The sequence below is a fragment of the Arthrobacter terrae genome (genome assembly GCF_015708085.1).
In the GTDB taxonomy this organism is placed as follows: Bacteria; Actinomycetota; Actinomycetes; order Actinomycetales; family Micrococcaceae; genus Arthrobacter_M; species Arthrobacter_M terrae.
Genome location: NZ_JADNYM010000003.1, coordinates 77,775 through 90,903 on the forward strand (window position 1 = coordinate 77,775; position 13,129 = coordinate 90,903).

General features: G+C 59.9%; 8 protein-coding genes. 6 read left to right on the forward strand and 2 right to left on the reverse strand.

The genetic code is table 11. From position 1 onward, the window contains the following. The 3 genes from IV500_RS21255 to IV500_RS22065 all read left to right on the forward strand — a co-directional run. The coding region (locus IV500_RS21255; protein ID WP_230854388.1) for a PKD domain-containing protein at nucleotides 1-2,074 on the forward strand (2,074 nt) is incomplete at its 5' end. Between the two features lie 58 nt (nucleotides 2,075-2,132). Then, nucleotides 2,133-3,113, forward strand: a complete 981-nt coding sequence (locus IV500_RS02660) for a hypothetical protein (RefSeq protein WP_196395280.1) — start codon at nucleotides 2,133-2,135, stop codon at nucleotides 3,111-3,113. 119 nt (nucleotides 3,114-3,232) lie between these two features. Further along, nucleotides 3,233-5,776, forward strand: coding sequence for a PKD domain-containing protein (locus IV500_RS22065; RefSeq protein ID WP_196395281.1), 2,544 nt, complete (start codon nucleotides 3,233-3,235; stop codon nucleotides 5,774-5,776). A gap of 68 nt (nucleotides 5,777-5,844) precedes the next feature. On the opposite strand, the gene IV500_RS02670 is transcribed toward IV500_RS22065, so the two are convergent. Continuing rightward, the gene (locus IV500_RS02670) at nucleotides 5,845-6,777 is read right to left on the reverse strand and encodes a glycosyltransferase family 2 protein (RefSeq protein ID WP_312875799.1); all 933 of its coding nucleotides are present in this window, start codon (nucleotides 6,775-6,777) and stop codon (nucleotides 5,845-5,847) included. Between the two features lie 79 nt (nucleotides 6,778-6,856). After that, complete coding sequence (locus IV500_RS02675) at nucleotides 6,857-8,341, reverse strand: lipopolysaccharide biosynthesis protein (RefSeq protein ID WP_196395282.1); 1,485 nt, start codon at nucleotides 8,339-8,341, stop codon at nucleotides 6,857-6,859. A gap of 240 nt (nucleotides 8,342-8,581) precedes the next feature. Here IV500_RS02675 and IV500_RS21265 point away from each other — a divergent pair, with 240 nt between their 5' ends. The 3 genes from IV500_RS21265 to IV500_RS02690 all read left to right on the forward strand — a co-directional run bounded on the left by IV500_RS21265 (nucleotide 8,582) and on the right by IV500_RS02690 (nucleotide 12,946). Next, nucleotides 8,582-10,021: a tyrosine-protein kinase domain-containing protein gene (locus IV500_RS21265; RefSeq protein ID WP_196395283.1), complete on the forward strand. Its 1,440-nt coding sequence runs from the start codon at nucleotides 8,582-8,584 to the stop codon at nucleotides 10,019-10,021. A 39-nt stretch (nucleotides 10,022-10,060) separates the two neighbouring features. Then, nucleotides 10,061-11,416: a hypothetical protein gene (locus IV500_RS02685; RefSeq protein ID WP_196395284.1), complete on the forward strand. Its 1,356-nt coding sequence runs from the start codon at nucleotides 10,061-10,063 to the stop codon at nucleotides 11,414-11,416. Between the two features lie 84 nt (nucleotides 11,417-11,500). Continuing rightward, nucleotides 11,501-12,946: a glycerophosphodiester phosphodiesterase family protein gene (locus IV500_RS02690; protein ID WP_196395285.1), complete on the forward strand. Its 1,446-nt coding sequence runs from the start codon at nucleotides 11,501-11,503 to the stop codon at nucleotides 12,944-12,946. Nucleotides 12,947-13,129: the final 183 nt, after the last annotated feature.

A 13,129-nucleotide genomic window follows, 5' to 3' on the forward strand; every position in this document is an offset into this window, starting at 1 on the left:
TCCGCCGGTGGCGGCGTTCACTGCTTCGGTGGCCGGGTTGGGTGTCTCGGTTGATGGGTCGGGGTCTTCGGATTCGGATGGGACGCTGGCGTCGTATGCGTGGGACTTTGGCGACGGTGGGACGGGGACCGGTGCTACGGCTACGCATACGTATGCTCAGGCCGGGACTTTCCCGGTGAAGCTGACGGTGACGGACAATGCCGGCGCCACGAACACGGTCAGCCACGATGTGACTGCCGTGCAGCCGGCTGGGGACGGGGTCTTGGCAGCCGATACCTTCGGCCGGACCGTTACCTCGGGGTTCGGCACGGCAGACAAGGGAGGTGCCTGGACGGTCAATGGTTCTGCCTCCTTGTTCTCCGTCGCCAATGGTGCAGGATCAATGCGGATGAACACCGCCGGAGCTGGCCCCTCGGCCTTCCTCGGCGCGGTTTCGTCGGCGTCGGCGGATACCACGGTAAAGGTGTCCCTGGACAAGATTGCAACCGGCGGCGGCACCTTTATAACGCTGGTGGGCAGGCATGTCGGTACCGTGGGTGAATATCGGGCCAAAGCGTGGATTTCTGCCACCGGCGCGGTGACTTCATACCTCACTAGGGACATTGGCGGGACGACGACTACTTTGCAGTCAAAGTCCGTAGCTGGGTTGCGGTATGCCGCTGGCGAGCAGCTGCAAATTCGCTTGCAGGTTATCGGTACATCCCCGACTGTTCTCAATGCCAAGGTCTGGAAGGTCGGGACCACCGAGCCCTCTGACTGGACCGTGACGGCCAACGATGCGACGGATCAGCTGCAGGCGCCCGGTTATATCGGTGTGACCACCTATGCCTCCGGTTCGGCGACCAACGCCCCCATCGTCGCATCCTTCGATGATCTCATTATCAAGACACCCGGCACACCGGAGCCGCCGGGGAATGTTCCGCCGGTGGCGGCGTTCACTGCTTCGGTGGCCGGGTTGGGTGTCTCGGTTGATGGGTCGGGGTCTTCGGATTCGGATGGGACGCTGGCGTCGTATGCGTGGGACTTTGGCGACGGTGGGACGGGGTCCGGTGCTACGGCTACGCATACGTATGCTCAGGCCGGGACTTTCCCGGTGAAGCTGACGGTGACGGACAATGCCGGCGCCACGAACACGGTCAGCCATAACGTCGTGACAGTGGCCTCGCCGGGGAATGTTCCGCCGGTGGCGGCGTTCACTGCTTCGGTGGCCGGGTTGGGTGTCTCGGTTGATGGGTCGGGGTCTTCGGATTCGGATGGGACGCTGGCGTCGTATGCGTGGGACTTTGGCGACGGTGGGACGGGGTCCGGTGCTACGGCTACGCATACGTATGCTCAGGCCGGGACTTTCCCGGTGAAGCTGACGGTGACGGACAATGCCGGCGCCACGAACACGGTCAGCCACGATGTGACTGCCGTACAGCCGGCTGGGGACGGGGTCTTGGCAGCCGATACCTTCGGCCGGACCGTTACCTCGGGCTTCGGTACGGCCGAGCAGGGAGGCCTGTGGAGGCTCAACGGTTCTGCATCGCTGTTCTCCGTCGCCAACGGTGCGGGTTCCATGCGGATGAACACGGCCGGAACAGGGCCGGCGGCTTATCTAAATTCCGTTGCCTCGAGCAGCGCCGAAACCGGCGTCAAGTTCCAATGGGACAAGGTCGCCAACGGTGGCGGCACCTATACCTACGTTATCGGACGTAGCGTCGGTACCGCGGGGGAATACCGGGCTAAAGCGTGGATCACTTCAAACGGGTCGGTGTCCCTCGCCGCCACGAAGTTGGTGGCGGGAACGCTGACGACACTGTCTACAAAAACAATTCCGGGACTGACATATCTGGCTGGTGACCAGCTGCAAATCCGCCTTCAGGTGACCGGAACTTCCCCAACCACGCTCAAAGCCAAGCTCTGGAAGGTGGGCACCGTCGAGCCTTCCGATTGGACAGTGACCGCCACCGACTCTGAGCCGGGGTTACAGGCTGCTGGCAGCGTGGGCTTGACGACCTACCTTTCCGGATCGGCTACAAATGCACCGCTCGTAGCATCATTCGATGACCTTGCCGTAAGGACCATTCCGTGAAGCCGGGAATTCAGCCGCACGGAAACCAACCTTTCGGCCCACTCCAGGGAGGACGATTATGAATCCGGGGAAACATTCGGCGGTCCCGGGAACGTCCCGGACGCGGGTGCTGGCGCGGTGGGCCCGGAAGCGGGCGAAACGGCTCCGGAGCTGCGTGTCTTGGATCGATCTGAGCATCCGCAATGTTACAGCAACCAGTTCAGTCCTTGGACAGACGCCGGCCGTAGTGTCATTGACGACGTATGGCGAGCGGATCAACGCCGCCGCCATTGCCGTAGAGTCAATCGCGCGGGGCAAGAGCAAGCCACGGCGGATGATTCTCTGGCTTGATAACGAGGCCGTGTACGATGCCAGACCAATGGCGCTGCGACGGCTCGAGCGCAGGGGACTGGAAGTACGTCTAACGGAGAACCTCGGTCCGCATACGAAATACTTTCCCTACGTCGAGTCGGTGGAACATCATGAACTACCTCTAGTGACGGCCGATGACGACATCATCTACCCCCGGTACTGGCTGCGAAACCTTTATGAGGCATTCCAAGCCCATCCCTTGAACGTGAACTGCCATTGGGCCAGCACGCTCAAGACCGAAGGGATCCAGCTGGCCACTTATCGCACATGGCCAAATTGCATGAAGTCCGCTGCCGAGTTCGGGCATTTCGGGCTTGGTGTTTCCGGTGTGATCTACCCACCCGGACTTCTCGAAGAGCTAAAAACCAGGGGAAAGCGATTTCAGGTGATGAGCCCGACTGCTGACGACGTTTGGCTGCACTGGGTGGCACTGCGGTCAGGTTTTCCCGTGCGCCAGATCTCTCCCGTTCCCCGACACTTTCCACTGATACCTGGCACGCAGCGAAAAACGCTGATGCAGACAAACAACGTGGAAGGATCCGGCAATGACGCGTGGATCCGCGGGCTTTATACCGTGGACGACGTCGTTAGAGTTGCTTCGCGCAGTGACAGCCGGGGCCTAGTTGCCGTGGATGAGACGTCAAACCGGCTTTCTGACGGCCCCTCCCGGGTAGAACAAGGCATCTGAATTTCTGGACCGAAAGTAGGCTCGCCATGAATAGTCAGGTAGCAACTACCGCTGCGCGGAGTCGATCCGTCAACGGTTGGCTCAACCGGTTTTCTGTTCGGGCAAGATTGTTAACGGCGGTGGCAGCTGCAGCGATGATGGCGATGACGGGGGCGGTCGGGCTTCCGGCCGCAGTGGCCGATACCGTTCCCGTGAACCCGGGCGATCCGGCAACTCCCGTCACGGTTTCGGCTGATGCGCTGCCGACCGCACAGATCAATGGCGTTGCCTGGCAACAGACAATTGTCGGCGATGTTGTTTACGTTGCAGGTAAGTTCACGACTGCGCGCCCGGCCGGGGCGGCGGCGAACAGTCAAACAGTGACCCGCAACAATATTTTGGCGTACAACCTGCGTACCGGTGTACTGATCAACAGCTTTACGCCGAATCTCAATGGGCAGGCGTTGACTATCACGGCTGCCCCGGACGGCTCCCGGATATATGCCGGGGGTGACTTCACTAGTGTCAACGGAACATCGAGACTGAGGGCGGTTGCGCTTAATCCGGCAACCGGTGCCGTTGTGTCCAGTTTCAATCCGAGGATGGGCGGCTCTGTACGGGCCATCGTTGCCACCAATGACACCGTCTACCTCGGCGGGAATTTCTCTTCGGTTGGTTCGTCGTCGAGGTCCAGGCTAGCCGCAGTGCGTGCTTCGGACGGATCGTTGCTGGCTTGGAATCCAAATGCCAATGCAATGGTTAATGCGCTGGCCCTTGGACCCGACGCCAGCCAGGTGGTGGTGGGCGGGGCGTTTACTACGCTCAACGGAAGCAACCGACCCGGCTACGGGTTGGGACGAGTGGACGCCAGGACCGGGGCATCGCTGCCGTTCGCCGCAAACGATGTGGTCCGCGACGCCGGCAATCAGTCCGCCATACTGTCGCTTTCCTCGGACGGAACCACCGTCTACGGTACCGGCTACATTTACGGCACCGGCGGAAACCTGGAAGGCGGATTCGCTGCGAACTGGTCCACCGGAAATATCAAATGGGTGGAGGATTGCCACGGAGACAGCTATGGGATCTGGGCTTCGTCAACGGCAGTCTACTCGGCCGGTCATGCCCACTATTGCGGAAACCTCCGAGGGTTCCCCGAGGTGACACCGAGGGCATGGCACCGGGCTGTGTCCTTCAGTAAAGCTGTCACCGGCGTTCTGACCAAAGATACGCAGGGATACCCGAGCTTTACCGGAGTGGCGGCTCCTTCGCTGCTGAACTGGTTTCCGGATTTGGATACCGGCACGGTGACGGGCCAAAACCAGGGCCCTTGGGCGGTGGTCGGCACCGAGCAGTATGTTGCCATGGCTGGTGAATTCCGCAATGTTAACGGTCGAGCCCAGCAGGGACTGGTCCGGTTTGCCGTCAAGGAAATAGCGCCTAACGCGGAAGGTCCAAGGGTGTCCGGTGCAAACACCAATCCGGTCCTCTCCTACACCCGTCCAGGCGAAGTTCGTGTGCAATGGCAGACCAACTGGGACCGCGACAACGAAAACCTGACCTATCAGGTCATCCGCGACGCAAATACGGCGGCCCCGGCGTACACGGTGAGCAAGACGTCCACCTTCTGGGACCGTCCAAACCTGGAGTTCAGTGACAAGGGGTTGACGGCAGGAACACATGCCTACCGGATCTTTGCCAGCGATCCCACGGGCAATGTGGTCCGTTCGGATACGGTCAACGTCAACGTGCCGGTCGGTGGCGCCGGTCCGCCGTCGAACACTGCGCCGGTGGCATCGTTTACTTCTGTCGCGGACGGACTGACTCTCTCGGTAGACGGCTCGGCTTCCACCGACGCTGACGGTACCGTGGTCGGCTATACCTGGGACTTCGGTGACGGCGGGTCGGCAACGGGGGCGACGGCGGCGCACAGCTACGGCGCTGCAGGAACCTACGCGGTCCGGCTCAGTGTCGTTGACAACGGCGGGGCAGCCAACAGCGTCGTCCGGTCCGTGACGGTATCCGCGGATGGACCTCCTCCGGTGAACGGAATATTGGCCCAGGATACGTTTGGCAGGACTGTGGCGAACGGATTCGGAACAGCGGAGAAGGGCGGGGCTTGGTCCCTTAATGGCTCCGCGTCACTCTTCGCAGTGGCTGATGGCTCCGGTACCATAACGCCCAACCGCGGGGCCGGTCCATCGGCCTACCTTGACTCGGTAGCTGCCGTCGGAACGGATTCGCGGGTAAGCGTGTCGCTGGACAAGATCCCGGCCGGCTCCGGGGCGTACGTGTGGCTTGCCGGAAGAAGCGTCGGAGCGTCCGGGACCTATCTTGCGAAGGCTAATGTAACGTCCTCCGGAGCGGTGCGGCTTGACGTGTCGCGGAAGGTTGGCGGAACAGAGACTTCCTTGAACGGCCAGATTGTACCGGGGCTGCAATATGTTGCCGGAACACAATTGCGGATCCGTCTGCTCGTCAGCGGCACCGCACCGACAACCATCAGCGCCAAAATCTGGAAAGCCGACGGCGCCGAACCAGCCGGTTGGCAGGCCAGCGCCTCCGACTCCACGGCGTCGCTGCAGGCCGCGGGATCGGTAGGACTGCTGACTTACATTTCAAGTGGCGCCACCAACACGCCCATAGTCATGCGGTTCGACGATTATGTGGTCGAATCAATCCCTTAGACGACGGGTCCCTAAGATACCAGGCCTCTGAGATAGCAGCTCTTTGAAATAACAGTGGATTCGCGATCTCAGGGGCGATGGTACTCCCGGTAGGCATAACCAAAAGCACCAGACGTCATTCCGGCTCCCCGCGCCATGGTGCGCAGGCCCTTTGCCCGCCGTGCTACGGACATTCCAAGAATACCTGCAGTGCTCTTGGCGAGACCGCCAGCTATTCGGACACCGCCTGACGCCAGTAACCGGACCCGCTGCCGCCGGCGGGCAGGTTTTCCTGATGCCAGTTCGAGGCTGACGCGGCTCCAGCTGTTGCCGCTGCTGAACGCCCGGCGTAACACCCACTCCCGGGTGAGCCTGTCCTCGGGAACCTGATCCATCACAATTGCTTCATCGCACCAGACCATGGTGCCGCCACGTTCAACGATCTGGCGCGTGAACAGCGTGTCCTCGCCGCCAAGGAGGCCGAACCGGCGATCGAAATCCAGATTCATCGCCCTGATCTGCTCAAGGTCCAGGAGCAGATTATTGGTCGCCGCCACGGTGACTGGCGTGCCCGTGGGCATCCGGCGCCGGCGGAAGAATTCGCCGGCGGTAATCCATGGATCGGGGACACAGGCGTACTCCGAGATCACCGGACCTACCACCGCCGCTGCTGAGGTCCGCCTGTACAGCTTCAGCAGGTGCAGTAACCACTCGTCGGAGGGTACTTCGTCGTCGTCAATAAATACCAGCAAGTGGGCGTCTCCGGCTTCCGCCAGCGCGCGGCTGCGGGCCGCGGCAATCCCCGGAACCGGTTCGTGGACATACCGCACGCCTTCGGATGCCAAGCCATGGACCACGAGCTTCGCGCTCGCCTCAGGATCATTATCAATCACCAACACCGTTGCGGGGGCCGGAATGGAATGGCACTGACGCACCAGCAGCGGCAGGACCGAGGCAATACGGTCGGGCCGGCAGTACGTCAGCACCGCAATCACCAGGCTGTCGTTACCGGATTTCACCACGGAGGGCTTCCTTTCATGGGCGGAATCAGCTATTCAGGAAAAAGGGGGACCTGGTCCGTTGGTACGGTTTCCGGTCAGGTTAGCGGCGCAGGTCCACTAGAGTGCGCAGCCGGGACAGGAATACCCGAGTCCGCGACCGGTGCGCAATGAACAGCACGAGTACGGCTGTGAAGGCGAACGCGAGGAAACCCAGCAGGATTTCGACAATCCCGTCCACATCCAGGCGGGCGACGAGAAAGTAAGCGGCAGCGCCCCACAAGCTGGCATGGACAGGAGGCCACACCGTGGCCAGCTGAGTTGAAATCCGGGCGCCGCACAACTTCGACTGGATAACGAGGAGAAAAGGTATGAGCACGAAGCCGCCTGCTGCATAGCCCACGGCAACCCACAGCAGCCCAAACTGCAGCCCAATGACGATACCGGACACCTGAGCGATAGTCGCGAGGACCTCGTAGCGCAGGTTCAGGCCCGCCTTGCCCATGCCGCGCATCAGCGAGGGGGTGATGAAGAAAATAGTTTCCCGCGCGCCCGCAATGGCCAGCACGCTCAGCAGAGGAGCGGCCGCGAGCCATTCCTTGCCGAGCACTAAATTCACCAGTTGAGCTGAGGCGCAGGCTGTGAACACCATGACCGGAACCACAATCATGGATAAAACCTGCATGGATTTGAGGAGATTTGAGGACAGCAGGGCCAGGTCCTTGGACGTTCGTGAAAATACAGGGAACATGACCCGGTTGACCGTTTGTCCAAACAGCATGACAGGGAGGGCCAAGACGCGGTAGGCCATGCCATAGAGGGACAAGGAAGCGACGCCAAGAAAGCGGCCCACCAAAATGTTGTCAATGTTACGCGAAAAATAGGCAAGCGCGTTGACGCCGAAAATGCCCAGGCTGAATCCAAGCAGCGGGCGGACTTCGCGCAGACGGAGGTTCGGTATGGGCCCCTTAGCGGCGACAAGAAGGACCACTGCTGCAACGATATCTGTGGCTACCACCTGGTACAGAATTGAGTAGTAACTGGCGCCCATTAGCGCTGCGGAAATTCCGCAGGCGGTTCCGACCATGGCACCGGCCACATCAGAAACGGCTATGCCCAGAAAATGCAGTTCTCTGGAAAGCATCGCGCGCGGAGCGACGGCGGCTGCCTTCAGCGGTAGGGCCATGGCCAGGACCAGCAGGACTGCTGTCAGATCGGGGGCTTGGAAGAAGGCGGAGATTGCAGGTGCCAGCAACCACGTCAGTGCGCCAAGAAGCACTGCAGTCATGAGGTTTAGTGAAAAAATGGCACCCGGTGCCTTGGCGCTGAGTTGGGGCCGTTGGACTAGCGCAGCCGAGAGCCCCTGGTCCAATAGGAGCGTAACAAGCACGACGTAAATGCTGGCCAAGCTAATAATTCCGTAGCTCTCCGGACCCAGGATGCGCGCCAGGGCCAGCGCCCCAACAACCTGCAGTCCCTGTCGGCCAATTACAGCCAGCAGGCTCCACCTGACGCCGTGGATAGCTTTCCGCTGCTGGATGGCCAGATGGCCCGGATCCCCGGCTAATGCCTGATGTTCCGACTGCATGGCCCCCGCGCATTTCTACATTAGACGATATGAAGAGGACGTAGACACGGCCAGCTCTTCTAGCTTGACCTTATACTAAACACCAGCGTCAATAGCGCTGTCGTGGCTTACGTGGTGTCTACTAGGACTTATCCAATTGCGCACATGCAACCTAATGATCGGAATTTTGTCGAAGACCATCGGCCCGGGTAAAAGTGCCAGCGACAGGAACAGTCTCTTTGATAAAGGCAGGTCTCAGCAGTGAAGTACAGGAATTTTCTGCGTTCCGTCCGGAATGGCTGGTGGATCGTGCTGGTCTCCGTCCTCGTAGGCGTAGTCGTGGCCAGCGTAGTGAATGTCGCAACCGTACCCGTATACCAAAGCACCGTTAAGTTTTACGTCATCGCCGGGACCGCAACAGGGCAGTCTGCTCTGCAGGCCGATGCGCTCGCACGGCAGCGAATTGTAGGTTACGCCAGCCTTCTGACAAGTGAGCGGGTGGTGGAACAGGTCACCAAAGCCAGTGGAGTGACTGAAACGGTTCCTGAGGTCGCCGACATGATCAGCGCCTTTGGTGATGCCAATACTCTGATCCTGACGGTCAACGTCCGAAGTGAGAAGGAGAATGACGCATATGCAATTGCCTCGGCACTGGCGACCAATTTCAACCGAATGGTCAATGATCTCGAAGCGACGGGCAACGTTTTTGGGGCAGGGTCCATCCTTAACGTCGTGGGCGGGCCGACCCGGGACAATAATCCGGTGTCGCCTAAAGAAAAGCTGAATACCGGCTTGGGTTTGTTGCTGGGGCTCGCCGTCGGCGTCGGCATCCTCATTGCACGGAGCAGGGCTGACAAGTCTTTGCGGGTAACGGACGATGTCGAAGCAGAGACTGGAGTGAAAGTGCTGGCTACGATTCCGGCAGAAAAGCCAACCGGAAGCCGCTTGGACGTCTTCGGGCAGTGGGGCGGTCCACTGCTGCTGGAGGCAGCCCGTAACTTGCGGACCAACCTGCATTTCATGCCCGGCGCTGATGCCCTGCGCGTCATCGCTGTCACGTCGGCGGCTGCAGGAGAGGGGAAGTCCACTGTGGCTGTGAACTTGGCACGCTCTTGCGCTGAGGCAGGATATCGAAGTCTTCTGGTGGAAGCCGACCTGCAACATCCGCGTTTGGCCGCAGACTTAGGGCTGACGAATGATGAAGGTCTGGCCGGCCTCCTACAGCAGAGTGCTGAGCTTGCGACGGCCATTAGACCCACCTCCCAGCACGGCCTGTTCGTGCTGCCCGCCGGGCGCGCGGGAGGATCAGCTTCGGAGCTGCTGAGCAACACCGCGATGGAAGCCGTGATGATTCAGCTCCGCGAGGCCTACGACGTCGTGATTCTGGACACTGCGCCCTTGATGCCTTTTGCCGACGCACGGATAGTGTCCGCGCTATCGGACGGTGTCGTGGTCGTGACGCGCTTTGCCCAATCCAGCCCGGCTGGTGTCCGCGACGGTCTAAACTGCCTGGCGCTGGTGCACGCCAAGGTGCTCGGAATAGTTTTCAATGCCCTTCCCGTTCAGCGGTTGCCGCACCGGGGCCGCCGGCGATCGAGCCACACCGGTGTCAGTCGAGCTGCGGTTTCCGCATCTGCAGCAGAGGATGGCGCCGGAAGCAACCAAGCAGCGGCTCCACAGAACGCGCGAGTGGAAAGCTGATGACGCGGGCATACCTCGCGCTTCATTGGGCGCCGTAACATGCTGTTGTTCGTGTGGATTGGCGTTTGTGCTCTCGGCGCGGTGCTTCTCCGCAGGCACCTGACCATCAGCATCGCCTGTGTCCTTGCGCTGTGGTTCCTGATTCCCACAGTGGGCAGTTACCTACTGACCGGACAAAAGCTGGGGCCTCTGGCGTTTCACTGTGCAACGTGGCTTATTCTGGCCATCGCTATCACGCAGCTGGTATGGGCCCCGGAGGCATTAGGAAAATCGGTGTTCCGCCACCGTTTTTTATTCCTGCTTCTGGCGCTGGTTCTCAGCGTTGCTTTTCTCACCACGCGGACCGTTCAATCCGGTGGTGGAATGGTTCTCTTCGTGGACCAGATGGTGGCACCGGCACTGCTCTTTTTGCTTATTCTCGCCGCCGGTACCATCGACGCGAAGCTGGTGCCGCGGCTGCGGAATGCGCTGATGTTACTCTTTTGCATTGTTGTGATCGTGGCGGTTTTCCAATGGTCAACCGGCAGCGTGCTTTTCTATGAAGCCGGCTTTAAGACGCAGTTCTGGTTCAACCCTGAGACAAAACGTTGGATGGGCACTTTCGATCAGCCCTTGGCGCTTTCCCTCGTCGCGTGCGCTTTAACGCCAATGGTGGCGGGGATCCGCCGACTGTACATTGCTATACCGCTGCTGGCACTGTTGGTGACCGCAGTACTCATCAGCCAGTCCAGGGTCGGCACCGGCGTCGTAATTGCCTCCATCCTGTACGCCGTGTTGTTTTCCCGCCATAAGGGCAGCGTAAAGGTGGCGGTTGTTGCTGCGATGGGCATAGGTACATATTTTTTGCTGATGACGCCCTTAGTGGCCGGAGTTTTGGCACGAGTCGCTGATGATACGGGGTCTGCTGAGGCGAGAAACCAGGCATACGGGGTATTTTTCCGGGATTGGTCGAAGTATCTCTTCACCGGTGAAGGGCTCACGGCCAGTTATGGAGTGGCTGATTTCGCCGGTCTGCAGACGAGCTTTGAAAGTTCGATCATCATGTACGCAGTGGATATTGGCATCGTTTTTGCCGTCTTATACTTCGGAGCGTTGCTGGTGGTGGTGCTCCAAAGCGCGGGACGGCATTCCGTTCCCGGGCTGACACTGGCAGGGCTGCTGGTCGTACTCATACCGCAGACATACAGTGGAGTCGCCACCCGGTCGGTGGCGGGAATTGTTATTTGGACCATCGTCGCGATGGCGGCCGCCGCGGCGCAGACTGCTGCCGACGCCGGATCGGCTCAAAGACCCACCGCAGCAGCCGGTCCGGGCCGTACAGCCGTCCTGGTCCCTGCTGCCCGCAGGTCCGTACCCCCAAATCGCCAAAAGTCTTCCAACTGGACGGGTCGCTGATAAGGGTGCATGTTTTTTTATGGCTACCTTGCATGTGGAAAACACAGGCCCTCCCTTTCTCATTGAACGTAAGGAATGGCACCAGTGAATAATGTGAATGTCGCTTCGCTTACGCGTCGGCAGGTTCTTCTTCTGGCCTCGGGCAGCATTCTGCTCACCGGTTGTTCGCCCGGGGCTGCGCGCAAGGCGGCGCCTGTGAAACACACCGTTACGGATCTGCTCGCCGACGCCCCGTTTTACATCGCCCACCGTGGTTCCATGGACAATTGGCCTGAACATACGGCGGAAGCGTATTCGCAGTCACTGGCGTATGGAAGCAAAGCCATAGAAATTTCGGTTAGTGCAACGTCTGACGGGCAGCTGGTATGCCACCATGATCTCAATACGCTCAGGATGACCGGGAAGTCCCTGACCATTGCCGATGCACCCTATTCGGCGCTGGCGGATCTGCAAAATGATGCTCGACTTTGGTTAGGGCCCAACAGCCTTCTGCTGCCGATTCCATTACTGAAAGATGTTCTGGACGCAGGCGCCAAGGATCATGTGGTGTTCATAGAGGACAAGCAAGGAACCAACACCGCGGCTCTGCTGGATCTGATGGATACCTATCCCGATGCGACTGACCATTTCGTCTGGAAGCAGTCTGCGATGGCAGAGCACCATCTGGAGGCTGCGGCGCGGGGCTACACCACCTGGGGCTATTTTACCGAAGACGACTTTAAATCCGTTGAGGGCAGCGCACTCAACGGGATTGCCAGTGACTTTGACCTGCTGGGCATCTACCATACGGCGACCGATCAGATCATTAAGAAGCTGGTAAATACGGGCAAGCCTGTGATCTGCTGGGAAGTTCATACTCGATGGATGCGGGACAGGTTGAAGACCTTGGGGGTGAGAGGAATAATGTGCGCCAACATCCCCTATGTCACCACCGAGACCGCACGCAGTAAAACGGATGGGTTCGCTACCGGCATACGCGGCTTTGGCGACTTACCTTGGGCATTGGCCTGGACGCACCAACCAACGATACTTCCCCAAATGTCCTCGATATCCCTCGACCATGGGGACAAGAGCAGTTACTGCATGGGGTCCATGTGCCCCATTACAGCTGATAACTATAGCCTTGAATTCGAGATGCGCTGGCCGGAAAGTGGACCACGGAACTTGGACCACGCCGGTGTCGCCTTTGGCCAGCGTGACGATTCTCCGTATCGCATTCAGGAACCGGGCGCGGTGGGCGGTTACCACGTGGTGCTCCGCTCTGATGGCGGGCTCGAACTCTTTGGACGGCAGTCAGGCTCTGAATATGGCTATTCGTTGGGGGCGGCAGCGACCGAGCCTCCGGTGAACGGCGTTTGGATGCGCTTCCGTATTGAGATTACGCCTACTACCATCCGCTGCAGCCGGTTGGACGGCAAGGGTGCAACTATTTCCGCTAATAGTGATGTCTATCGCGGCGGCTACTTCTCACTGAACAGGAACTATTATGACTTCCCGCCGGTGGAGTTCCGGGGAATTACAGTGGTGTAGCCGAGCGGGAGCCTTCAGTCCGGAGGCCGCGCCCGGTATCTCCGGGAGCCGAGGGAAAAAGGCTACGCAACGCTTCTTCTTAACGAATGCAATGTCGATCGAACCAGTCACCTCGAGACCCTCAGTGTGGGCAGCGATGGCCCGAGTGCCGACTCCAGCGGACGGTGCAAGCCGTTGTGGAAA

What these genes read in the sequence shown, in the direction of transcription:
- IV500_RS02685 (WP_196395284.1), top strand. Translation starts at nt 10,061, where the DNA reads ATGCTGTTGTTCGTGTGGATTGGCGTTTGTGCTCTCGGCGCGGTGCTT.
- IV500_RS02675 (WP_196395282.1), bottom strand. Translation starts at nt 8,341, where the DNA reads ATGCAGTCGGAACATCAGGCATTAGCCGGGGATCCGGGCCATCTGGCC.
- IV500_RS02660 (WP_196395280.1), top strand. Translation starts at nt 2,133, where the DNA reads ATGAATCCGGGGAAACATTCGGCGGTCCCGGGAACGTCCCGGACGCGG.